Below are 24,041 nucleotides of genomic sequence, written 5' to 3'. Positions count from 1 at the left end.
ACATCAGAAAGCCTTACAATATAGGAAACACAGTTATTTTGGAACTATCTAAACGTTAATTTATACGTTTATTCGGAGAAATTCAAAAAACTCAAATCGACATTTCGATTTGGGTTTTTTTGTGAAATAAAAACCACTATATTAAATATTGTTGCTTTCGGACGTGATATGAAATAAAATAAGCTATAAATAAAAAAAGATGTCTAAAAATAGAATGCTAAATAAATGAGGTGAAATTTTATAAAATGACTAATTATAAGAAAATAGATATTGATAATTGGAATCGTGCAGAATTATATAAAGAATTTATTCAAATGAGAACATCGATTTATGATATGACAGTTAGAATGGATGTTACACATTTAGTTAATTATTGTAAGGAAAACAATCAATCTTTCTTTGCTGATTTTCTATATATTGTTTTAAAGGAACTTAATAATATACCGGAATTTCGTATGAGAATCATTGATGGCGAACCTTGTGTTTATGATAAAGTAGGGTGCAGTTTTACGGTTGCTAATAATTTTGATTATTTTGTTAATCGAAGTTGTGAATTTGAAAAATATCATACTTTCTATGAAAGTGTATTAACTATTATTAATAAAGCAAAAAACGAAAAAAATATTCATCCAGAAAATACTGATCTTGAAAGAACAGATCTTATCTATTTTTCATGTATTCCATGGATTGATTATCAATCTATGACTTTACCTGTTATTACAACACCTTTTGGAAGTGATGATCAAACGTATAATATTATTCCCTGCATTGGTTGGGGCAAATACGTTAAAGAGGGGCAAAAATATAAAATGTCTGTTCATATGAAAGTCAGTCATGCTTTTATTGATGGTAAACCACTTGCAGATGCTTTTAATAATATTCAAAATGCATTAAATATATTTTCTTTATAAATGGTATTATTAACATAAAATTCTACTTTTACAATTTTAAGTGTGGAATTAGAATGGTGTTTGTGATATTTTTTTTATAAGATATTAGAGGTGTTTAAACTTTGAAAGAAGATTAAACGCTCTTTTTTTTAATTGAATTTGTTTGTTAAATATATGGAAAAGCAAGAAATATTTTCTGAACATACAGAGGATGAAAATCTACACGGATATAACTATTCAGAGATTTATGTAATGTAGAGTTGTTACGAGCGTTTAATTTTAGTATGAAATTAGTGATATGAGTGATTTTGGCAATACATCTTGTATGCAACAAAATTGCTTGAATATCCTTGTTTTATAAGGATTTGGAATTCTCAAAACGTTAGTAATAACTTTTATGAGATATCTAGAGAAGCATTTGGACTTTGTAAGAAGTTTAGATACTTTTTTATGTGATAATACAATAACTTATTTAAGTAATATGTTATAAACAAGTTGTTGTTGAACTTATTTAAGTAATGTGTTATAAACAAGTTGAGGTGATACTATGGATTATAATTTTTCAGATGATTTAAAAGCAATAAGAGAAATATTAGGTTATACTCAGTTTGAAATGGCTAAACAAATAGGGGTAGAACAGGTAACTATTTCGCGAAACGAACTTCGTAAAACAAAGCCATCAAGTCAGTTGATGGATCGAGTATATAACTTTGCTTTTGATAAAAAAATACAATTAAATCGATTAAAAGAAATGCTATGGATAGAAAAATTACCTTTAAATCATAAATTGCTTTTTCATGGAGCAAAGGGAACTATAAAAGGATCTATAAATACATATGTAGGAAGAATAAATAACGACTTTGGACAAGGATTTTATACTGGAGAAACTTATGTACAAGCAATATCATTTGTTTCTGGTTTCGAAGGATCCTCTGTATATTATTTGGATTTTGATAATCAAAATCTTAGATGTAAAGAGTATTTTGTAAATCAAGAATGGATGATGACGATAGCATATTATCGAGGGGCTTTAGAAAATTATAAGAATCACCCGATTGTTCAAAAAATAATAAAAGATTCAAGAAATTGTGATTATATTATTGCGCCAATAGCAGATAATAGGATGTTTAGGATTATTGATTCCTTTATTCAAGGAGAAATAACTGATGAACAATGTAAACATTGTTTAGCTGCTACAAATCTTGGAAAACAGTATGTTTTTGTGAGTGATTTAGCTATCTCTCAATTAAAAATTGTGGAACGTGTATATCTTGCTGATAATGAGAAAAACTATTATAAAGAGATGAGAAGTTCTGATTCTAAACTGGGTGAGGATAAAGTAAAATTAGCAAGAATACAATATAGAGGAAAAGGTAAATATATTGATGAGATTTTAGTTTAAGTAGGTAAGGTGAATATCATGAAAAAAATGGATAAAGATGGTTTGTTATTATGTGATTTGCAAGGTAATACTTTTGAACTATCTCTTGAATTAACTGCAACGAGTTCAGAAATATTTATGCGAAGATTTATGTATAGTAAAGTCGCAAAAACGCTGGATAATGAAAGTGTTTTACAAATGAATATACAACCAAAAGATATAATTAAACGAATCGAAGAGGAATATAAAGAATCAAAATATGGATCAGTAAAGTATACAAAAAACGAAATGTATTGGATAGGATATTTATATAGATATTTCTCATATACATATGAGTTACCATCAACTAGAGTTTATAAAATTGTAAAGCCGAAAGAATTAAGAGGATTATTTTTGCCATATCATACACTTAGTATTGAACAGGCGATAGAACGTATATTAGAAGCAAAAGGAATAAAATTAAATCAAGAGGACGAAATAAATAGACAATTCGAAATCTATAAACGAATAAGAGGCAACCATTGATATTAAATTTAAATATGATTTAAAAAAGTTATACTTATATTGTTAATGCAACAGGTAAGGGATAAAATGATATGCAATGTTCGATTTGTTTTGAGATGAACTAGTATATATAAAATATGTAATGCTATAATTTGTTTACAAATCGGAGAACAATTGCATCAAAATGAAAAGGTAAGGATTCAACAATCCTTACCTTTTCTAATGCCTAGAATTTTTACCACTTTGAAACAAATTCTAGTGTTTTTACGAGTGAGTCCATTCGTGCTTTTCGCCCGTTTTCTTTATTTTTTCCACGGTCACCTTTGAAAAATTTTGTACTTCTTAATTCCATTGGGACAAATAGATGACTCCCATAATCATAACTTAAATGTTGATATAAGTATGGAAACTTTTGCTCATCTAATCGTTTCATAATTTTCTTTGCAGCAAGTTCTGAGGGCCACATATTATCCATTTTAGATGAAATAAGAAGAATAGGACCTGTTATTTTTTCAACTTGAATGACGGCTTCTGGATTTGGATGTTGAATCACAGGTTCATAAAGATCACACATTGTTATGTCTTTTATTTGAAGGCTTTTCCATAAGATGTGACCCATTGGGAATTTTTCTTGTTCAAATGGAGTATAAGGAAGTGTTTTTCCATGAAAACTCCAACTACTTTGAGGCTTAAAAACAATTCCTTTTTCTTTCGCAAATCCCTGACATACTGTGCTCATAGGGGCTACAGAGATGACGGCGTTAACTATTTCAGGTAGAAGACTTCCTGCAAGTAGTGCAAGTTCTGCTCCTTTTGAAATTCCCCAAAGTCCTACTTTTTCATAGCCTAGATTATGTAAATGTTTTGCAGCGACTTCTATTGTATCAATAGGAACATTAACGAATTTATCTGGTAATCCTTCTTCTCCTACATAAGCTATTGCGAGTGTCGTAAGTCCATGTGATTGAAAAACACTTGCTAGTAATTTAGACATTTCACATCCGCCATCACTACCACTAAAACAAATCAGTGCTTTTCCTGGATATTTATCTTCTACTGGTCGAAACAATTCCCCATGAAATCCATCTATTTTGACATGATAAATGCTATTTTCTTTATTGGACATATTTCTTTTCTCCTTTCTTTATTTCTGCTTCTTTATTTAAAGTTATTTAAACACATGATGATAAAGTTAGACATTAACTGACAGTAGTCATCATAATAGATTTCTAAATTTGCAAGAGCCATAGCATCTTCTAATAACTTTGTTCCATGTGTATGGGAATCTAATCCACACGCATGATACATTAAAGTTAAAAATAACATTTTTACTTGTTTTGATGAAAGATGTGGACATTGAACTTGCAACAATTCAAAGAAATATTCTCTTTGTTTATATGATTTTATTTTAAAATCAGCAAGTTTTTCAACCGAAACGTTGGTTTCAATAATACTTGCAAGAATATTATGATAACGCAAATAAAGACGATGTTGATCAAAACATTGACTAAGTTTATTCGCAAAATAAACTTGGTCTATTTTTTTAAATTCAAAAGATTCTTTTAGAGAATCAATGAATTCTTCTTGTTTTGAAAGGTAGATTTCCAAAAAGATTTCTTCTTTTGTATTAACGTATTTATATAAATTACCTCTAGACCAAGTTAAAGCCTTAGCAATAGTTGTAAGGGTAATATCGTGATAAGACTGTTTTAAGAATAAATCATTTGTTACTTCCATGATTTGATTAAAACGTTCCTGCTTCTTTTCAGGACTTCGTGCACGTGTGTTATTTAATTCCATTTAAGTAATCTCCTTTGTTTATAGAATATCATATTAAAAAAGTATTGACAAGTGACGAATCGTCACTTAATATATAAGTAACGAAATGTTACTTAAGGAGGAAACAAAAAATGGAAAGAAGAATTGGATTTATTGGACTTGGAAACATGGGATATCCTATGGCAGAAAACTTTTTAAAGAAATTTGGACAAGTTATGGTTTATAACCGTAGCCAACAAAAATGTTTAGATTTACAAAAAGAAGGAGCAAGTATTGCCTCAAATTTAAAAGAATTAATGGAAAATAATGATATTATTGGTTTATCATTACCTGGACCTAAACAAGTTGAACCTGTTGTTGAAGAATTGCTTGAAAATGGTAAAGAAGGACAAATAATCATGGATTTTAGTACGATTTCTCCTGCTTTAGCAGTAAGTTTATCAAACAAAGCACAAGAAAAGGGAATTTATTATTATGATATGCCAGTAAGTGGTGGACCAGCAGGTGTAAGAAATGCAGCTTTATCTATCATGATTGGTGCAACTCAAGAAGAAATTGAAAAGAGTAATTTGATGCCTTATTTAGAAACAATTGGTAAAACGTTCCATTTTATTGGTGGTAGAGGAAATGGGCAAGCCATTAAAATTATTAATAACTATATGGCTTTTGCAACACAAGTAATCAATGGAGAAGCTCTAGCAATGGCTGATGCTTTAGGAATTGATGAAGATACTTTCTATAATGTTGTAACAACAAGTTCAGGTAATAATATGATTTTAAAAGGAAAAATGAATAAGGTTAAAGAAAAAGATTATCAACCAGGTTTTGCTTTGGATTTAGTTGTCAAAGATCTTGAACTTGCAAGAGATTGTTGTAATGATTTACAAATGCCAAACTTTACTTTAAATACAGGATTACAAATGTATCGTTTAGCACAAAGAAAAGGTTGTGGCGCATTGGATTCATCAAGTGTGATTCAAGTTATTAGAGATTTAAATAAAAAAGGTGAATAATGATATTTAAAGAAGTATTTAGACTATAAGTTTGAATACTTCTTTTTTTATATTCAATAATTAAATAATAAGTTAAATTAATTATAGTTTAAAATTATTAGTAAAATAACTTATAAATGTTGAAGGCGTGATAGGTTTATATTATACTAGGACTATATATGAGGAGGTATGAAAATGTTTTTTTTATTTGATTATAGTCCATATATTGCCATTATAGGAGATGTCAAAAACTCAAGGAATATTAAAGAACGAAAAGAATTTCAAAATAAATTAAATGAAATATTAAATGAAATTAATAAAATATATTCTGATTCAATAGCTTCTAATTTTACAATTACTTTAGGAGATGAATTTCAAGGATTATTATATTCTGGAAAAAATGTTATGAATATAATTCAATATATAAAAAAAGAGTCGTATCCTGTAAAAATAAGATTTGGCGTTGGGATTGGAGCAATTACTACTGATATTGATTCAAATATATCTATTGGTGCGGATGGACCTGGATATTATAAAGCAAGAGATAGCATAGAACAGTTGAAAATATTAGAAAAGAAAAAAGAAAGTGAATATGGTGATATACAAATTAAAATAGATGGAGATAACAATTTTCAAGAATTATCTTTGAATTCTATTTTAAAATTAATGTATTGTATAGAAAAAGAATGGACTAAAAAGCAAAGGGAAGTTGTGTATTATGTTTTATTTGAAAAGCAAAATCAAACTGAAACAGCACGTTACTTTAATGTTACACAATCAAATATCCAACAAATTTTATCTAAAACTCATTTTTATGCGTATAGAGATGCATTTAATTCTGTTAATAAAATATTAAGTGAGGTAAAACGGAATGTTAAGTTATAAAGAAATATTTATAGTATTGTTGCTTACACATGTTTTGTCTGATTTTTATTTTCAAAATGAATTCATGGCAATAAAAAAGAAAACGAATGTGAAATATGTATGGATTCATAGTATAGTTTATGGAATAGGAACTTGGATTATATTGAATCTTATTTTTAGAAATATTGAAAGTAAATTTATATGGGTAATTATACTTTCACATCTAGTGATTGATGTATCAAAATATTATTTAGAAAAAAGAGAGTTAATAAAAAATATCAAAAATATATTTTTACAATAGATCAAATTATTCATATATCTATATTAATAGTAGTTGCTTACTTTATGGTTGAATCTGGAAAAGTTTATAAATATAATCCAATGGTTTTGAATGTATTAAATACTATAGGTATTTCAATCAGTTTTTTAATTGTTTTATTTGTTCAAATTTTGCTTATACATAAACCTACTAATATATTCATAATGAATATTCTACAACCTTATAAACCTATTGCTAAAGAAAAGAATAGTGAGAATACAAAAAAAGCCGGAAGAATGATAGGTACTATTGAAAGAATAATTATGTTATTTTTCTTATTAATTAGGCAATATTCTTCGGTTGGATTGGTTTTGACTGCAAAATCAATAGCTAGGTATAATAAAATTTCAGAGGATAAGGAATTTGCGGAGTATTATTTATTGGGGACATTATTAAGTACTATCTGTGTTTTAATGATTTCTATAATTTAGAATACACAATAAAATTAAAGAAGTATTTATAACTAAAAAGTTTGAATACTTCTTTTTCTTTTATGATAACGCTATAATGTTATTGTATGAAAGAGGTGTACTTATAATGAAAATCAAACAACAAAAACAAGTAAAATCATATTTAATCGAAGAATTTGGTCCAAATAAAGGAAATGAAATATTTGATAAACAAGAAAAAGAACTTTATAAAATTATTGAAAATACAAAAGATAAAACAGAAAGTCAAATGAAAACACTCATTCAAACAATTCTACCACGAATTGCTTTATATAAAGTCTTATTGAATGAAGAATTTTCAAAAGAAGATGTCTATCAATATATGAGAAAATATATGATTGATAAAATTGCAATAAAGAAACATGTATCTACCGCTAAAATGGAATTAGTGCCTGGGTTTTATAAAATTTATAGTTCTATCTTTTTAAAAATCATGCGTACAACAGATTTACAAGAAAATACCCAAAGCTATGGTAAAAATCATTATGATGTTACTATTACTAAATGTTTATGGCATACAGCATGCAAGGAAAATGACTGTGAAGAGTTGTGTCGTTTATTCTGTGATGTAGATGATGTGACTTATGGTGGTCTTAAAAAGATTGGATTTACGCGTACAAAAACTTTAGGTTATGGCGGAGATTGTTGTGATTTTCATTTCTTTAAGAAATAGATGAGGTGATTTTATGGATTTAAAAAATATTGAATTCATTGAAAAAAATAAACCAGCAACTGATGAAGATATTCATTTAGTAAATAATCAAATAAAGGGTATATTGCCAGATGTCTATAAAGAATTTTTAAAAATAACAAATGGTGCGGTATTAAATGAATATGTTTTTTATAGTACAAAAGAGATTATAGAAATGTACAAATGTCATGATTTTTCTAATAATATGCCAGAATATATAAGTATTGGTAATGATAATGGAGATTGGGAACTCGTTATAAAGGCAACAAAAGATGCTACATTGTGTGGCTTTTTAGATGCAGGATCAATTGGTATTTCTGATCCTGATGAATGGTTTGATTTTAGATTATGGATAAATGAGGGATGTAAGACGTTTGAAGAAGATGATAATAGTGATTTAGGGAAAGTATATATTATAAAATTGCCAAAAGAAAAATTAAAATTTTTAGCTGAAACTAAAAGAATATTTTCTTTAAATATAAGTACAGGTCTTCTTTATAAAAAGGTCAATAATCTACCTTATGTAATAATGGAAGATGTTTATAGTTCAAAAGCGGATACATATATTGAACAAACATCTTTTCCAGAATGTTATGAATTTAGAAATGATTAAAAGAAGTATTTATAATAAAAATCTAAATACTTCTTTTTCTTTTATAAAAAGAGGATAATGTTTATAATGTGAATATAAAAATAAGAAGTTATGGAGGATTTATGAAAGTATTATGTTTTGGATCCGCTAATTTGGATCATGTATATAAAGTCAATCATTTTACAGCACCAGGAGAAACACAAGGATGTCTTGAATATGCAGTTAAATGTGGTGGAAAAGGTGTTAATCAAGCAATTGCAATGTCTCTTGCAGGAAATGAAACGTATTTTGCAGGAATTATTGGAAATGATGGCACTTTATTAAAAGATGCGCTTGTAGAAAAGAATGTGAATATTGATTATTTAAAAATTTCAAATAAGCCAACAGGACATGCTATTATTGAAGTTGACCAAAGTGGTCAAAATCATATTCTTTTATATGGTGGAACAAATAAAGAGATTGATTTTGAATATATTGATGAGGTTTTATCTCATTTTTCAAAGGGTGATGTGATTGTTTTACAAAATGAAATCAATAATGTACCTTATATTATTGATCGCTGTTATGAAAAAGAAATGAAGATTTTTTTCAATGCAGCTCCTTATGATGAATCAATTCAAAATTATCCAATTGAAAAAGTAACATGGCTTGTAGTCAATGAAACAGAAGGTGCTGCTTTAAGCGGTGAAGAAAATTATGAAAAGATTCTACAAGTGTTAAAACAAAAATATCCACATACAAATATTCTTTTTACAATGGGAAAAGATGGAAGCAGAGTTTTAACAAACAATGAAGATGTCAAAGTAGAAGCAATGAAAGTTAATGCGATAGATACAACAGGTGCAGGAGATACTTATATTGGTTATTTTGTAAAAGGAATTCTTGAAGGATTCTCTTTAGTTGAATCAGCAAACTTAGCAACAAAAGCAAGTGCAATTGCGGTGACAAGATTTGGTGCAGTTGACTCAATTCCAAGTTATGATGAAGTAAAATAAAGAATGTTAATATGCGTTGCTTGAAGCAACAACTATTTTTATATAAGATGTGTTTATCTTAATAAAGGAGGATAGAGGAATGTTTGCTGAAAACCTAAAGAAAATAAGAAAAGATAAAGGTTATACGCAAGAAACACTCGCTGAAAAATTGAATGTTGTTAGACAGACTGTTAGTAAATGGGAAAAGGGGCTTTCATTGCCTGATGTAGATATGCTTTCTAAAATAGTAAACGTATTAGAAACAGATGTGAATATTCTTCTTGATGGTCAAATTACAACAACAGATCAAAGTGAGATTGTTAAACAATTAGCTAAAATAAATGAACAACTAACAATAAAAAATAGACGTTATAGAAAAATAATGAAGACAATAGCTATCATTTTATTGATAATCGTTATTTTTGGTATTTTATTAGTCATCCTAAATATGGGAACTTTTATAAGTATTTCTAATAGTGAAGCGACAACAACTGTAGAAACAATGATTAAAGAAGTGGTCAGATAAAAATCTAATACTTCTTTTTTTTAATAAATATGATATACTATATTTAACATTTAAGTTAAATGTTAAATGATAATGAGGTGATAAAGATGGCAATGCAAAATACGCTACATGCTTTAGCGGATCCAACAAGACGAGAAATACTTAATTTATTGAAACAATCAAGAATGTCTGCGGGTGATATTGTTAAGCATTTTTCCATTTCGGGAGCTGCTATTTCAAGACATCTATTGGTTTTAAAAGAAGCGGGTTTGATTCGAGATGAGCGAGAAGGAAAGTTTATTTATTATGAACTTAATGCAACAGTGCTTGAGGAAATTATGTTGTGGATCAGTGAGTTAAAAGGAGATACTAAAAATGATTAAACAAAATAAAAAAATGATAATATTAACATCTATTGTGACATTGCTTCCTATAGTTATTGGATTACTTTTATGGAATCAACTACCACAATCAATTGCTACACATTTTAATTTTAATGGTCAACCAAATGGTTATTCTTCTAAAGAATTTACTGTATTTGTCTTACCATTGATTTTACTTGTTATTCATCTTTTTTGTGTGATAGGAACAAGTATTGATCCAAAGTCTAAAAATATTAATAAGAAGATGTTTTCAATCGTATTATGGATCAGTCCGTTGATTTCATTGCTTGTTTGTAGTTGTATATATGGTTATGCGTTAGGTTATATCACAAATATTAGTTTTCTTACAGAATTGATGATAGGGGTATTGTTTATTGTTTTAGGTAATTATATACCAACAGTCAAACCAAATTATACAGTAGGAATTCGTACTTCGTGGGCATTAGATGATCCAGACAATTGGTATCATACACACCGTTTTGGTGGAAAATGCATGGTTATTGGTGGTATTCTTCTTATTGTTTTATCACCATTTATGAATTTATTTATTTTCTTTATTTTTGTTTTTATTCCGGTACTTTTGCCAATTATTTATTCGTATTTATATTTTCGAAAGAAAAGTGTTTAAAAGGAGTCTTCTGATTTTGTAAGACGTTTAAATACTTCTTTTTCTTTTAGAGAAAGTTTATAATGTGGATAAATAAGAAATGAGGAAAGAAAATGAATTTATTTGATATGGATGAAGATATAAGACAACTACCACTTGCTAGTAGAATGCGCCCTGTAAGTATAGATGAAATTGTAGGCCAACAACATATTATTGGAAAAGATAAATTACTCTATCGTGCTATTAAAGCAGATCGTTTAGGTTCTATTATTTTATATGGACCTCCAGGGGTTGGAAAAACAACGATTGCGAGAGTTATTGCTAATACAACAAATTCACATTTTTGTAAATTAAATGCGACGAATGCAGGAATTAAAGATGTGGAAAAGATAATAGAAGAAGCTAAATTTAATCAAAATGCTTATCATAAAGGAACGATTTTATTTATCGATGAAATTCATCGTTTTAATAAAACACAACAAGATTATCTTCTTCCTTATGTAGAAGATGGCATTGTTATTCTCATTGGAGCCACTACCGAAAATCCATATTTTGAAGTCAATAATGCCTTACTTTCAAGATGCCGTATCTTTGAATTAAAACCTTTAGAAAAACAAGATTTGATCAGTTTAATTGATAGAACGCTTACTGATCAAAAACGTGGTTTAGGAAATGAAAAAATCATAATTGATGAAGATGCTAAAAACTTTTTAGCTGACATGGCTAGTGGTGATGCAAGAAGTGTTTTAAATGCCTTAGAACTTGCTTATCTTACTACAGATAAAAACAAAGAAGGAAAAATTCACATCAGTCTTGAAGTCGCAGAAGAATGTATTCAAAAAAAAGCAATTCGCTATGATAAAAGTGGCGATAATCATTATGATGCGATTTCTGCTTTTATTGAATCTATGAAACATACAGAACCTGATGCAACTTTATATTATCTTGCTAGAATGTTGATTGCTGGAGAAGATGTCAAATATATTGCAAGAAGAATATGTGTATGTGCAAGTGAAGATATTGGTCTTGCTAATTCAAGAGCTTTAGAAGTAGCAACAAGTGCCTTTTTGGCAGTAGAAAGAATAGGAATGCCCGAAGCGGCTAAGATCTTAGCTCATGCAGCACTTTATGTTTGTTGTTCTCCTAAATCAGATACGGTATCTCGAGGAATCACACAGGCAATGGCAGATGCCAAGCAAACAACCCAAGTCCCTATCCCTCCTTTTTTACAAGATGCAAGTTATAAAAATGCCCAAAAGCTTGGTAGAGGTGTTGGTCTAGATAATATTCATGCTTTTAAAAATCATTATTCGGGTAAAAAATGTATGCCAGAGGAATTATCAAATAGACATTATTTTCAATTGGCACAAATGGGAAATGAAAAGAGTATTCAAAAGTTTTTAGATTATTTAAATAAAAATAGAAATAATTAAATGAAAAAAGTAAAGATTGGCAATCTTTACTTTTTAAATACTTTCTTTAAAGTTTCTACCAATTGGGGCTCCGTGTCAATAGTGGAGGGGCTTAAGAGATAGCGAAAGCTATCTCTTTTCTTTTACTCAAATTCATATGAGAACCCAAGATGAAGAAGAATCCTCTTTCTTAAATTATAAAAATATCTGTAGCCATAGGCATTTCGTTTTACAAGCTTGACCTTGTTGTTCATACTTTCAATAAAACCATTATTAAAACTTGTTTCATATGTTTTATCGTTTCTAACATAGATTGCTTTGTATGTAAGTGACTTAAGTATTGGCACAAACCAGTTCTTTCTTATGTTTTTTGCAGACGAAATAAAATATGTATTATTTGTTTCAAATATATGGTTCAGCCAGTTATTCAATTCTTTCTTGTAATCATTGTGCTTTTCATGGATGAGTTTCAACAGATTCTGATAGATCATATAGCTCTGGTAGAATTCATCTGTACCATCCTGTTCAAATATATGTTCAACATATGTTCTGCAGGTAAAGTGTTTTTTTAAATGACGATCATACCATTCTGTTTGATCATCAAGATCCTTTCTATATTTGTCAAAAAGATGAAGATTTTTCTTAATAGATTTGGCTATCTTTTCATTTTTTAATGAAGAACAGGTATCCAGTCTGCTTCTTTTTAGACATTCACCGAATAATTTTACATAATGAAAACGATCAGCGATAATAGAAGCATTGGGAAAAAGACGCTGCATGATACAACGAAAAGGATTGGAAAGATCCATAATGATGATCCTTACTTTTTTTCTTTCTTTATAGGGAAATCTAAGAAAATAGTTTCTTAGACTGCGTTCTTTTCTGTCTTCAATAATATCAAGAGTTTTGCCGTTGATAGGATCGGTAATATGAAAAGCATAAGTTCCTTTATCAGTGGTTGCTTTAAATTCATCAATAGAAATAACAGACTTAAGATGATAGAATCGTTCTTTTACTTTGATGTGATGAAAAAATATTCTGTATACAGAAGATTTAGAAACACCCATCATACGAGAAATAACGGCCATGGCCGTATTCTCTCTAAATTGAATCAGGCAGGCATGAGCAGCAGAAGAAGTCATTCTAGTATTTTTAAATTTAAAAGGGATATCATCCTTAAAATAAGAATGACATGAATGACAGAAATATCTTCTGTATTCAACCTCAATAACGAATCTTTGATGACCATTGGCAATATGAGACAGGGAAATCTTACGTAAACCTTTAGATTCATGATGTTCGATAACGCCGCAATGAGGACAGACGAAATTATCTTTAAGAACAGATCTAAGTCTAATAAATTTAGAATGGTGACCATGCTTATCAAGACCATATCTAAAGCAAGAATCAGAGTCCTCATAAGGGACAGGAATAAAATAATCAGATAAATTATCAGGAAAATCTAGAGATTTAAATAAATCATTGATATAATTCAAATTGGACATAGTGGAATACCTCTTTTCTATTTATTTTTGGTCATTTAAATTGTAAAACGGTATGAAAGCTATGTCTATTTAAATATAAGAAAACTGGAGCAGGATATATTTCCCCTCCAGTTTTAGTATAGAGCCCCAATTGGTAGAATTGTAGAATCTTTTAAAATCAATTCTTTTGCTTTGATTTCTTTGATAAAGTTTTTATTAATAACAAATGATTTATGAATTTGAATAAAATTATTAGAATCAATTTCTTTAATAAAAGAAGATAAGTTTTTTCTTTCAATAAAGTCACCATTATCATGATGAATAATAAGTTTATGATTCATTGATTCTACATACATGATTTGAGCAAGCCTTAATTCAAAAGACATTTGTTTGTTTTTATAATGATAAGTTTTAAATCTTGAAAATATTTGTTGATGAATGGTTTCTGATTTGGAATAAAGACTATTTTCTAAATCATCATTTTCAAAATATAAATGTACCCCTAAGGTTAAACATTCATTGAGTAAATGAAAATCTTTAGGACCAATAATGTAAATCAAAGTTTCTGGATATTTATTGATTTGATGGATTTTATCTAAATCATTAAGTGAATTGATTTCAATAAAATAGATATCATCATAAGATGCTGGATTGAATTTTTCTAAATAGTAATCTTTTGCTACAAAATATTTTTTGATTATCTCAAAATAATAATCTTGTATATAACAGGCAATACGAATCATTTTCTATCACCAGCTATCTTTTCTAAATAATAAGCTAAAGGTTCTTTTTTATCTAATTGATCAAGAATATGATAACGATCTTTAAAAATAATGCCTTTTTCTTTTAAAAATTCAATTGCATCTATTACTTCTTTTCTTTTCCTTGTAACAATGGGTTGAAAAGAAAAAGAAGATCCATCTTTCATCAATACATTAAAAATAACATTATAACCATTCGTTCCATAAAAAAGCATCGGAACTGCTTCATAAGTAACTTGGATACACATAATTTTATCTAGTTTTATTTTCATTTGATAATCTATTTTTCTTGTAAAAAGACTATGAAAAAAAGCACGAGATTTTTCTACTACACTATCATAAAAAGTGTATTTAAGATAATGTTCATCAACTTCCCAAATATTTTTACAAAATGCCATGCTTGGAAGAAAGATAAAGATAATTAAAAAAATAAGAATGATTCCAAAAATATTCATTGCTTGAAAGGGACTAAAAAGTATTAAAAAAATAGCCCAAGCAATAATTAAAGCTGAATAAATAAAACTTGATTTATAGTTGGGTTTGCCTACTTTATATTTCATGCTATTCCCTCCTTTAACTGTATTGTATCATAAGTTATTTCGTTAAAGATGTTGTTTGTGTCATTTCTAGGTTGTTGGTGTCACTTTTATTGTAAGGTGTGATGGAAAGTTTATGATGAAGTTAGGAGGTGGAAGCAATGAAGGTTTTTTCACTAGCTACGTTAACATTAAAAAGAAATAAAAAACAATATATGATTTATGGACTCACACTTATTTTTGCAATTGTCATTCATTTGATCTTTTCAGAATTTATCAACAATCCCTATTTAATAGAAGCAGATAGGGCTAGAGGAATAGATGATCCTCTTGGAGCAGATATACCATTATCAATGGGATTACCATTTTTAATTCTTTTATTTTGTTGGTTTATGATTATTTATGCCAGCCAATATAATTTCAATAAAAAACATCAAGAATTTGGTATTTTATTTACTTGTGGTTTTAACTTATTAGATTTTATTAAATATACACTTATTCAAATGGGAATCGTCTTTATCTTTGTTTTACCGATTTCATTTATTTTAGGTGTTCTTAGCTTATTTTTCATTCATTCAAAGATATATCCTTATCTACAAATCAATCATTCAATTTATACCATTATGCCAAGTACCTTTTTTACAACGATTTCAGCTTTAGGTGTATTAGTTGTTATTGTGATCATCTTTTTAATAGGGCAACTTCATAAAAGTGATATCTATACTTTGATTAATGATGAAAATAAGGTACAAGCTATTCACTTTGTAAGTTTTAAAAAAATGATGATGTATTTACTTATTTATTTGATAGGATTTTGTTCAATTATAACGGTTGAAGGAAATTTAATAAATTATATTCCACCAACAGCTTTAGGTGTTGGTGGAATGTATGGATTATATAAGTATTTATTACCACAAATCTTTTTAAAAAATAAAAAGAATTTAAAAGGAAAACAAATATATATTTGTTTATCACATGTGGGATTGATGATTAAATCAACAGCTTCTTTAATAGGATTACTTACATTATTAATAACAGTTTTATTACCTGTTTTAGCGTCACAAAATATGAAAAGTAATGAATTTGTGACAGGAATGATCAGTTATTTGTTTATTGTATCAATGGTGATTATTTCTATTTTATATAAGATGAATATGGAAAAGAAAACAAAGATGAAAGAGTTCACTATTTTAAATAAAGTAGGTTATGTTTATCGTGATTTAAAAAGAATGCTTTTGAAAGAAAATATGCTTTATTTTATGTGTGTTCTCGTTATTCCTTTACCTTATTTAATATTTATTGCTAGACAGTTTATTTTAATGAATTCAATGATGTTAACTTTCTATAGTGGGTTGTTTATTTACTATGTAGTGACTTTATTGATTTGTCTTTTATTAAATTATCATGTAGGGAAAATACAATTATTAAAAGGAGAATAATAGTTATGGAAACAGTTTTACAAGCAAAAAATATGACAAAGATTTATGGTATGGGAAGTAAACAACCATTTACAGCTTTAAAAAATATCGATTTAGAAATTAAAACAGGAGAATTTATTGTTGTAATGGGAGTTTCGGGTTCTGGTAAATCAACTTTAGTGAATAATATTTCAACAATAGATATTCCTACTAATGGGAGTTTGTATATTTTAAATCAAGAAGTGAAACAAATGTCTGAAAATCAATTAGGAAAATTTAAATATCAATATTTAGGTTTTGTTTTTCAAAATTATAATTTATTAAATTCTTTAACAGTTTATGAAAATATTATGATTCCTTTAAAACTCATTGGAGAAGATAAAAAAATCATTGATAAAAAAGTACATCAAATAACAAAAGAATTAAACATTGAATCATTATTAAATAAATATCCTCATGAATGCTCTGGTGGACAACAACAAAGAGTCGCTATTGCAAGAGCATTAATTGGAAATCCTAAAATCATTATTGCAGATGAACCAACAGGAAACTTAGATAGTCAAAATTCACATGAAATATTATCTATCTTTAAAAAGATGAATGAAAATCATATTACGATCATTATGGTAAGCCATGATCCATTGATTGCTTCTTATTCTTCAAGACTTCTTTATTTAAAAGATGGTAAAATTGAAAAAGAATTATTTAAAGGAGATAAGACTCAACAAGAATATTTTAAAGAAATTGTTAGTATTAATTCAAAAGAAATGCAAAAGATGTTGGGTTAAGATATAATAAAAGGATGATTTATATGGGTTTTAATATTTATATTTTTATCATTGCTGTTATTATTGTAGGTCTTTATTTTTATATGAATAAAAATAAAGAAAAGAAACATGAAGAAAAAAGATATGATTTGATTGTTATCTTTAAGGAAGGAAAATATACAGATATTAGAAATAATGAATCTCTTAACCAACTAGCAAACTGGAGTTATTATTCTAAAAAAGGATTTAGAGGTTTTTGTTTACAAACAAAAGAAGAGTTAGAAAGAACGATTATTCAAGAACTAGCTTTAGAAAAAGATGATTTTGAAGTGATTAATGGAGATCCAGGATTGTATGTACCTTCATAGAAAAGATTACTTGTTTGTATAATTTGTACAAACAAGTTTTTTTATGAAAAACTTGATTTTTATTAAAGGACAGGTGTAAGCTTTTGAAGAATTAATAATAAAGGATGAAGGAAAATGAATGTTAATGAAATAAGAGAAAAAAGTAGAAGTGTTATTGGACCTTATTGTAAGTCATGTCCAGTATGTAATGGAAAAGCTTGTTCGAATAAAATCCCTGGACCAGGATCTAAAGGAACAGGAACAGTAGCTATTAAAAATTATGAGGCTTGGCAAAAGATAGAAGTTAAAATGGATACTCTTGCTGAAAATAAAGAAATTGATACAACTTTTGAAATGTTTGGAAAAACATTTAAGTATCCTATTTTTGCTGGACCGGTAGGGGCAGTAAGTCAACATTATAGTGATTTATATAATGATAATACGTTTAATGAAATTTATGTACGTGCTTGTGCAAAAAGTGGGATTGCTGCTTTTACAGGGGATGGTTTAAATGAAGAAATCATGATGCATGCAACACATTATATTAAAGAAAATAATGGTATCGGTGTTCCAACAATTAAACCTTGGGATAAAGAAACATGTTTTAAAAAATTAGAGTTGGCAAAAGCTTCAAAGGCTTTTGCGATAGCAATGGATGTTGATGCTGCCGGACTTCCTTTTTTACAAGGAAGAATACCTCCAGCAGGTAGAAAAAGTGTTGCTGAACTTAAAGAAATCATTGATTATGCTAAAGTTCCTTTTATTGTTAAAGGAATTATGTCAGTAGAAGGTGCTAAAAAAGCCGTTGATGCAGGAGCAAAAGCAATTGTTGTTTCTAATCATGGAGGTAGAGTTTTAGATGGAACACCTGCTACAGCTACTGTTTTAGAAGAAATTGCTGATCAATTTAAAGGACAAGTTAAAATTATTGTTGATGGTGGTATTCGTAGTGGTTTAGATGTTTTTAAAGCTATTGCTTTAGGTGCAGATGCAGTCATTATAGCAAGACCATTTGTTAATATGATTTATGGTAATGGTGAACAAGGTGTAGAAGCATATGTTCAACAATTAGGTCAAGAATTAGAAAATACGATGATGATGACAGGTGTTTCTTCTTTAAATGAAATTTCTAAAAAGAATATTTATAAATAGAAGTCTTTGTGAAAAATCAAAGACTTTTTTATTTTGATTGACAATTAGAATTCTAATAATTATAATTCTAATTGTTTAAAGGAGGGCATTTTATGAATTATCATTTACTTATGTTAGAAAATCATACGCTTTTCACAAAAAAGTTTTTTGAAAGAATAAAGAATCTTCAATTATCATTTGGACAACCAAAAATTTTAGAATATTTATTAAATAATGAAGGATGTATGCAAAAAGATATTGCATTAGCATGTTTTATTGAACCTGCCTCTGTCACATCAGTTCTTACTAAAATGGAAAAGGATGGATTGATTTTTAAAAAGAATTTAAATGGGAATCGTCGCTCTTATTATGTTTATTTAACAGATATTGGTAAAGAAAAAGCTAAAGAAATACAACGCCATTTTAAGGAAATGGAAGAAGAAGTTTTTAAAGGTTTATCTGAAAAAGAGATTATGGAATTATATACTTTGTTAGGAAAGGTGAATAAGAATTTATGGAATATGTAAATTTGATTGTTCAACAATTAATTATATTTGCGATATTTACATTAATTGGAATCTATGCAATTAAAAGAAGTATACTAGATGAAACAGGATTAAATTATTTATCGCAGTTAATTATTAAAATCACTTTACCAATTATGCTTTTTTATAATACTTTAACAGGGGCAACTAAAGAAGAATTATTACAAGGAATACCTGTTATTTTTATATCAATTATTTTTTATGGAATACTAATATTGATTTGTTGTAGTTTAAAAAATGTATTTCATATAACTGAAGAAAAAGGAAATGTTTATTTGGCATCTTCATTATTTGGTAATGTAGGATTTATTGGTATTCCCATTATTAGTTCACTTTTTCCACAAAAAGGAATGTTATATATTGCTTTGTTTACGATTGTGGATCAACTTTTATTATGGACACTAGGTTTATCTTTAACAAGTAAAAAGGGTGAAAGTACATTTCAATTGAAATCATTACAAAAAATGATCAATCCATCAACGATTGCAATTGTTTTAGCAATAGTTTTCGTTTTGTTTAATATTCATTTGCCACAAACATTTTTAACTGCTTTTGGTAAGATAGGAAATGTGACTTCACCATTAGCTATGATTTATTTAGGAGGTATCTTTTGTTATATTGATTTATTTGATTGCCTTAAACAAAAAGAATTTTATGGAACTATTTTTATTAAAATGCTTATACTTCCTGTTTTATTTTATTGCATGATGATAAATTATACTTCTTTTACACAAGATTTAGTGATGACAATGGCAGTTTTAATGGGATTACCAACGATGTCTTCAGTTGCGATGCTTGCTAAATCTCATGAGTGTTATGGAGAATATAGTTCAGGATGTGTATTATTGACAACAATTGCTAGTTTATTTACTTTACCAGTTATTTGTTTTGTGATTAATTTTGTATAAATAAAGATGATAGAAACTTATTATGTGAATTTTCATATAGTAAGTTTTTTTAAGTGAATAAATGAAAAAACATAGACTTCTTTTTTATTATAATAATAATTGTTGTTTATGAATTATTATCGTGATAATATATAGATATGAATTATTATCATAATAATAAGGAAACGAGGAAGAAAAAAGTATGTACAAAAGTTTAGAACCTTATGCAAAGTTAGTTGATTTTTTAAGTGCTGCATTAGGTGACAATTGTGAAATAGCTTTACATGATTTAACATCTAAAGATCAAGAAATCGTAGCTATTTCAAATAACCCAATTTCAGGAAGAGAAGTTGGTGCGAAGTTATCAAATTTATCATTACATTATCTAGAAGAAAAACAATATTTAGATCATGATTATGTTATGAACTATAAAACAGTAGGAAATGATGGTAAATTAATGAGAGCGGCAACTTATTTTATTAAAGAAGAAGGCCGTGAAATGCCAGTTGGTATGTTATGTATTAATGTTAATATTTCTGATTTAGAATATTTAACTTCTACAATTAAAAAGATTTTAGGAATTAAAGAAGAAAAAGATATCGAATTTAAAATGGATAACCCAGTTGAAATCTTATCATCACCATTAGATGAAATGATTGATATGTATATTAAAGAATGTTTAGAAAAGATGGGATTCCCAAGTTATTTCTTAGCTGAAAGATTAAATGTTGATGAAAAGATCAAGGTTGTAAAATATTTACAAGAAAAAGGGACATTTAAGGTAAAAGGTGCTATTGTATTAGTGGCTGAAAAATTAGCGGTATCTGAACCAACTGTATATCGTTATTTAAAGAAAAATGTTTAAAGGAGAAAATGAATGAGTGATTTAGTTTATGTAAGTGGACATAGAAATCCAGATACAGATAGTATTTGTTCAGCAATTGCTTATAGTTATTTATTAAATGCGACAAATAAATATAATGCAGTTCCTGTACGTTTAGGAGAAATTAATAGAGAAACTGAATATGTTTTAAAACGTTTTGGAGTAGAACATCCAGTTTTACTTAAAACTGTTAAACAAAAGGTAGAAGATTTAAATTATGATAAAGTAACTGTTTTTTCTAAAGATTTAACTTTGAAAACTGCATGGTTTTTATTAAAACAACAAAATTTAAAATCTGCTCCTATTTTAGATGAACATGGTCAATTATTAGGGCTTTTATCTACATCTAATATTATTGAAGGATATATGGATCAATGGGATAGTGAAGTTTTAAAGAAAGCTAAAACTCCTGTTGAAAATGTTATTGATACATTAGAAGCTAATGTGATTTATTTAAATGAAGCATTAAAAGTTGTTGAAGGTGATATTCACATTGCAGCAATGTCAGGTAGTGAAGCTAAAAAACGTATTCATGAAAATGATGTTGTGATTGTAGGTGGAGATAGAAGTGACGATTTAGAAGAACTTATTTCAGTTAAACCATCTTTAATTGTATTAACTGGTTCTTTAACTGCTGATGAAAATGTTGTAAAAAAATGTGAAGAACAAGGAATTTCAATGATTTCTACACCATTTAATACTTATCAAACATCTCAACAAATTGTTCAAGCAATTCCTGTTGAATATGTCATGATCAAAGGAGATATTAAAACTTTCTCTACAGATGATACTTTAGATTATATGAAAGAAGTTATGTCTGAAACAAGATATCGTGGATATCCAGTTATTGATTTAAATAATCGTTGTGTAGGAAGTATTTCTCGTTTTGCTTTATTAAAAGGATTAAGAAAAAAAGTTATTTTAGTAGACCACAATGAAAGAGGCCAATCTATTCCTGGTATTGAAGAAGCTGATATTTTAGAAATCGTCGATCACCACAGAGTGGCTGATATTCAAACAGTAGGACCATTATTATTTAGAGGAGAACCATTAGGTTCAACAGCTACAATTGTAACTAAAATGTTTGATGAATTAGATGTTGAAATGCCAAGTCATATTGCTGGTTTATTATTAGGTGCGGTTGTTTCTGATACATTATTATTCAAATCACCAACTTGTACACCAGTTGATACTAAGATTGCTAAGAAACTAGCTGAAATTGCAGGTGTTGATATTCAAGAATTTGCAATGGAAATGTTTAAAGCAGGAACTTCTTTAGTTGGTAAAACTGTAGATGAAATCTTTAACCAAGACTTCAAAAAATTCAGTTTTGATAACTTACAAGTAGGGGTTGCTCAAGTAAACTCAATGGATATTGAAGGATTCTTACCATACAAAAAAGATATGTTAGATTATATGAATAAATTTGCTGAAGATAATAATTTAGAATTCACATTATTATTACTTACAGATATTATCAACGCTAATAGTGAAATCTTTGTTGGTGGACCACGTCCTGAATTAGTAGAAAAAGCATTTAATGTTCAATTAACAGAACGTCAAGGAACATTAGCTGGTGTTATTTCTCGTAAAAAACAAGTAGTTCCAGCAATTACTGCTGTTATGAGTGAATAAGATGAGATTAGATAAATTTTTAAAAGTATCAAGAATTATTAAAAGACGTACTTTATCAAAAGAAATTTCTCAAAGTGAACGTGTTAAAGTCAATGGTAAAGTGGCTAAACCTTCAACAAAGTTAAATGTTGGAGATTTGATTGAAATTGAATTTGGAAGAACGATATTAACAGTTAAAGTTAAACTTCTTAAGGAACATGTTTTAAAAGATGAAAGTACAATGCTTTATGATATTGTTGATGAAAAAAGAAAAGAAGTAAATGAATAAGAGAATGTCATGAACATTCTCTTTTTTTCATATGATGTAGAGGAGGGATATTATGGATAATCAAATACATTTTGAACAAACACCTTATCATCACGTGTATTTAAAAGATCGTAAGACATTAGAACTTACAGGTATCAAAAAAATTGAAAGCTTTGATTCTTTAGAATTTTTAATTGAAACATCTTTAGGATATTTAAATATTAAAGGTAGCGATTTAGCACTTGTACGTTTTGATCAAGAGAAAAAAGAGGTCAGTATTAAAGGAAATATTGATGCGATTTCTTACTTATCGAATAAAAGAACAACAAAGAGTAAAGATAGTGTTTTAAATAAATTATTGAAATAATGGATTTAATTACACAAATACAAGGAATAGGGTATTCTTTTGTATACGGGATTATCTTTACCTTTGTATATCATTTTATTTATAGTCATCTCATCAAAATTAAAATCAAATTTATTTATTTTTTTATGCAAGGTTGCTTTGGTATTGTTTTTGCTGCAATCTATTTTATAGGTTTATTAAAAATCAATGAGGGTATTTTAAGAGCGTATTTTTTAGTGAGTGTTTTAGCAGGATATGTTGTTTATCAAAATTTGATGCACGAAAAAATGTATATCGTGATTGTCAAAATAAATCAAAAATTAACACGACTATTTAAACCTGTGCGCTTTGTTTTTTTGAAGTTTAATGTTATAATAAGGTCTATAAAAAAGAGGGTGAAAAGATGACAAAAAAAAGACTAAAAAAAGTGTATAGACCAATGGCTTATATTTTTATTGGATGCTTTTTAATATACATCTTATTATCTCAAGCCATGTCTGTTTTTTCAAGAACAGCAGAAATTGATAAACTCAAAAAAGAAGTCGCAATAGTAAAAAAAGAAAAGAAAGATTTACAAAATGAAGTAAGTCTTTTAAATGATGATGATTATGTGACACGTTATGCAAGAGAAAACTATGTTTTCACAAAAGATGGGGAACAAGTTGTCATCTTACCAGATATAGATCAAGAAAAATAAGCAGAGATTGCTTAT

At 27.9% G+C, this 24,041-nt stretch carries 31 protein-coding genes; 26 read left to right on the top strand and 5 right to left on the bottom strand.

All coding sequences use genetic code 11. The annotated features are described in order from the left end of the window. Positions 1-245 precede the first annotated feature (245 nt). The 3 genes from ACLVEP_RS06870 (at position 246) to ACLVEP_RS06860 (ending at position 2,796) form a co-directional block, all read left to right on the top strand. Positions 246-911 carry a CatA-like O-acetyltransferase gene (locus ACLVEP_RS06870; RefSeq protein ID WP_412583791.1) on the top strand — a complete coding sequence of 222 codons (666 nt, stop codon included), beginning with the start codon at positions 246-248 and terminating at the stop codon, positions 909-911. 526 nt (positions 912-1,437) lie between these two features. Further along, entirely contained in the window at positions 1,438-2,292 is an 855-nt protein-coding gene (locus ACLVEP_RS06865; RefSeq protein WP_412583789.1) for a DUF3990 domain-containing protein, read from the top strand. An 18-nt stretch (positions 2,293-2,310) separates the two neighbouring features. After that, positions 2,311-2,796 (top strand): antitoxin, encoded by a 486-nt coding sequence (locus tag ACLVEP_RS06860; protein ID WP_318000711.1) that lies wholly within the window; start codon positions 2,311-2,313, stop codon positions 2,794-2,796. Between the two features lie 214 nt (positions 2,797-3,010). Here ACLVEP_RS06860 and ACLVEP_RS06855 read toward each other — a convergent pair whose 3' ends face one another. Both ACLVEP_RS06855 and ACLVEP_RS06850 read right to left on the bottom strand, forming a co-directional pair. Next, positions 3,011-3,901, bottom strand: coding sequence for an acyl-CoA thioester hydrolase/BAAT C-terminal domain-containing protein (locus ACLVEP_RS06855; protein WP_412583788.1), 891 nt, complete (start codon positions 3,899-3,901; stop codon positions 3,011-3,013). Positions 3,902-3,933: 32 nt separating this feature from the next. After that, positions 3,934-4,575 (bottom strand): TetR family transcriptional regulator, encoded by a 642-nt coding sequence (locus tag ACLVEP_RS06850; protein ID WP_412583786.1) that lies wholly within the window; start codon positions 4,573-4,575, stop codon positions 3,934-3,936. Positions 4,576-4,685: 110 nt separating this feature from the next. On the opposite strand from ACLVEP_RS06850, the gene ACLVEP_RS06845 reads away from it, so the two are divergent. From ACLVEP_RS06845 to ACLVEP_RS06795, 11 genes are all read left to right on the top strand, one after another. Next, positions 4,686-5,567 carry an NAD(P)-dependent oxidoreductase gene (locus ACLVEP_RS06845; protein WP_412583785.1) on the top strand — a complete coding sequence of 294 codons (882 nt, stop codon included), beginning with the start codon at positions 4,686-4,688 and terminating at the stop codon, positions 5,565-5,567. A 174-nt stretch (positions 5,568-5,741) separates the two neighbouring features. Next, positions 5,742-6,431, top strand: coding sequence for a SatD family protein (locus tag ACLVEP_RS06840; protein ID WP_317999262.1), 690 nt, complete (start codon positions 5,742-5,744; stop codon positions 6,429-6,431). Further along, a complete protein-coding gene (locus ACLVEP_RS06835; RefSeq protein ID WP_412583783.1) occupies positions 6,418-6,711 on the top strand; it encodes a DUF3307 domain-containing protein in 294 nt (97 codons plus the stop codon). The genes ACLVEP_RS06840 and ACLVEP_RS06835 overlap by 14 nt, the downstream gene beginning before the upstream one ends. Before the next feature lie 44 nt (positions 6,712-6,755). Further along, the gene (locus tag ACLVEP_RS06830; protein WP_412583781.1) at positions 6,756-7,160 is read left to right on the top strand and encodes a hypothetical protein; all 405 of its coding nucleotides are present in this window, start codon (positions 6,756-6,758) and stop codon (positions 7,158-7,160) included. A gap of 106 nt (positions 7,161-7,266) precedes the next feature. Further along, positions 7,267-7,851: an L-2-amino-thiazoline-4-carboxylic acid hydrolase gene (locus tag ACLVEP_RS06825; RefSeq protein WP_412583779.1), complete on the top strand. Its 585-nt coding sequence runs from the start codon at positions 7,267-7,269 to the stop codon at positions 7,849-7,851. A 13-nt stretch (positions 7,852-7,864) separates the two neighbouring features. Next, positions 7,865-8,482, top strand: a complete 618-nt coding sequence (locus tag ACLVEP_RS06820; RefSeq protein WP_412583777.1) for an SMI1/KNR4 family protein — start codon at positions 7,865-7,867, stop codon at positions 8,480-8,482. A gap of 101 nt (positions 8,483-8,583) precedes the next feature. Beyond that, entirely contained in the window at positions 8,584-9,456 is an 873-nt protein-coding gene (locus tag ACLVEP_RS06815) for a ribokinase (protein WP_412583775.1), read from the top strand. A 79-nt stretch (positions 9,457-9,535) separates the two neighbouring features. Continuing rightward, positions 9,536-9,961, top strand: coding sequence for a helix-turn-helix domain-containing protein (locus ACLVEP_RS06810; RefSeq protein WP_412583773.1), 426 nt, complete (start codon positions 9,536-9,538; stop codon positions 9,959-9,961). An 86-nt stretch (positions 9,962-10,047) separates the two neighbouring features. Further along, on the top strand, positions 10,048-10,323 hold the full coding sequence (locus ACLVEP_RS06805) for an autorepressor SdpR family transcription factor (protein WP_412583771.1): 276 nt from the start codon (positions 10,048-10,050) through the stop codon (positions 10,321-10,323). Beyond that, positions 10,316-10,951: an SdpI family protein gene (locus tag ACLVEP_RS06800; RefSeq protein ID WP_412583770.1), complete on the top strand. Its 636-nt coding sequence runs from the start codon at positions 10,316-10,318 to the stop codon at positions 10,949-10,951. The genes ACLVEP_RS06805 and ACLVEP_RS06800 overlap by 8 nt, the downstream gene beginning before the upstream one ends. A gap of 92 nt (positions 10,952-11,043) precedes the next feature. Beyond that, entirely contained in the window at positions 11,044-12,363 is a 1,320-nt protein-coding gene (locus ACLVEP_RS06795; protein WP_317999270.1) for a replication-associated recombination protein A, read from the top strand. A gap of 122 nt (positions 12,364-12,485) precedes the next feature. Here ACLVEP_RS06795 and ACLVEP_RS06790 read toward each other — a convergent pair whose 3' ends face one another. The 3 genes from ACLVEP_RS06790 to ACLVEP_RS06780 all read right to left on the bottom strand — a co-directional run bounded on the left by ACLVEP_RS06790 (position 12,486) and on the right by ACLVEP_RS06780 (position 15,147). Continuing rightward, on the bottom strand, positions 12,486-13,847 hold the full coding sequence (locus tag ACLVEP_RS06790; protein WP_412582119.1) for an ISL3 family transposase: 1,362 nt from the start codon (positions 13,845-13,847) through the stop codon (positions 12,486-12,488). Between the two features lie 113 nt (positions 13,848-13,960). Beyond that, a complete protein-coding gene (locus ACLVEP_RS06785; protein ID WP_412583767.1) occupies positions 13,961-14,569 on the bottom strand; it encodes a LytTR family DNA-binding domain-containing protein in 609 nt (202 codons plus the stop codon). Beyond that, positions 14,566-15,147, bottom strand: coding sequence for a hypothetical protein (locus tag ACLVEP_RS06780; RefSeq protein ID WP_412583765.1), 582 nt, complete (start codon positions 15,145-15,147; stop codon positions 14,566-14,568). Before ACLVEP_RS06780 ends, ACLVEP_RS06785 begins: the two co-directional genes overlap by 4 nt. A 137-nt stretch (positions 15,148-15,284) precedes the next feature. On the opposite strand from ACLVEP_RS06780, the gene ACLVEP_RS06775 reads away from it, so the two are divergent. The 12 genes from ACLVEP_RS06775 to ACLVEP_RS06720 all read left to right on the top strand — a co-directional run bounded on the left by ACLVEP_RS06775 (position 15,285) and on the right by ACLVEP_RS06720 (position 24,026). Next, entirely contained in the window at positions 15,285-16,562 is a 1,278-nt protein-coding gene (locus tag ACLVEP_RS06775) for an FtsX-like permease family protein (protein WP_412583764.1), read from the top strand. Positions 16,563-16,567: 5 nt separating this feature from the next. Then, positions 16,568-17,329 carry an ABC transporter ATP-binding protein gene (locus ACLVEP_RS06770; RefSeq protein ID WP_412583763.1) on the top strand — a complete coding sequence of 254 codons (762 nt, stop codon included), beginning with the start codon at positions 16,568-16,570 and terminating at the stop codon, positions 17,327-17,329. Positions 17,330-17,352: 23 nt separating this feature from the next. Continuing rightward, the gene (locus tag ACLVEP_RS06765; protein ID WP_412583762.1) at positions 17,353-17,676 is read left to right on the top strand and encodes a hypothetical protein; all 324 of its coding nucleotides are present in this window, start codon (positions 17,353-17,355) and stop codon (positions 17,674-17,676) included. A 114-nt stretch (positions 17,677-17,790) separates the two neighbouring features. Continuing rightward, positions 17,791-18,807 carry an alpha-hydroxy-acid oxidizing protein gene (locus ACLVEP_RS06760; protein WP_412583761.1) on the top strand — a complete coding sequence of 339 codons (1,017 nt, stop codon included), beginning with the start codon at positions 17,791-17,793 and terminating at the stop codon, positions 18,805-18,807. Positions 18,808-18,899: 92 nt separating this feature from the next. Then, positions 18,900-19,313, top strand: a complete 414-nt coding sequence (locus tag ACLVEP_RS06755) for a MarR family winged helix-turn-helix transcriptional regulator (protein ID WP_412583759.1) — start codon at positions 18,900-18,902, stop codon at positions 19,311-19,313. Then, positions 19,301-20,239, top strand: a complete 939-nt coding sequence (locus ACLVEP_RS06750) for an AEC family transporter (protein WP_412583758.1) — start codon at positions 19,301-19,303, stop codon at positions 20,237-20,239. Before ACLVEP_RS06755 ends, ACLVEP_RS06750 begins: the two co-directional genes overlap by 13 nt. 181 nt (positions 20,240-20,420) lie before the next feature. Then, complete coding sequence (locus ACLVEP_RS06745) at positions 20,421-21,083, top strand: transcriptional regulator (protein WP_118463721.1); 663 nt, start codon at positions 20,421-20,423, stop codon at positions 21,081-21,083. A 12-nt stretch (positions 21,084-21,095) separates the two neighbouring features. Beyond that, the gene (locus ACLVEP_RS06740; RefSeq protein WP_412583757.1) at positions 21,096-22,736 is read left to right on the top strand and encodes a putative manganese-dependent inorganic diphosphatase; all 1,641 of its coding nucleotides are present in this window, start codon (positions 21,096-21,098) and stop codon (positions 22,734-22,736) included. A 1-nt stretch (position 22,737) separates the two neighbouring features. Beyond that, complete coding sequence (locus tag ACLVEP_RS06735) at positions 22,738-23,004, top strand: RNA-binding S4 domain-containing protein (RefSeq protein ID WP_022002647.1); 267 nt, start codon at positions 22,738-22,740, stop codon at positions 23,002-23,004. A gap of 52 nt (positions 23,005-23,056) precedes the next feature. After that, complete coding sequence (gene yabP, locus ACLVEP_RS06730; protein ID WP_022002646.1) at positions 23,057-23,350, top strand: sporulation protein YabP; 294 nt, start codon at positions 23,057-23,059, stop codon at positions 23,348-23,350. Then, on the top strand, positions 23,350-23,736 hold the full coding sequence (gene yabQ, locus ACLVEP_RS06725) for a spore cortex biosynthesis protein YabQ (protein WP_412583755.1): 387 nt from the start codon (positions 23,350-23,352) through the stop codon (positions 23,734-23,736). Before yabP ends, yabQ begins: the two co-directional genes overlap by 1 nt. After that, entirely contained in the window at positions 23,733-24,026 is a 294-nt protein-coding gene (locus ACLVEP_RS06720; RefSeq protein WP_412583753.1) for an FtsB family cell division protein, read from the top strand. Before yabQ ends, ACLVEP_RS06720 begins: the two co-directional genes overlap by 4 nt. Positions 24,027-24,041 lie beyond the last annotated feature (15 nt).

Source organism: Faecalibacillus sp. (genome assembly GCF_047023275.1).
GTDB lineage: Bacteria > Bacillota_I > Bacilli_A > Erysipelotrichales > Coprobacillaceae > Faecalibacillus.
Note: the sequence above shows the minus strand (reverse complement) of the source record. Positions and strands in the feature narration are given on the sequence as shown.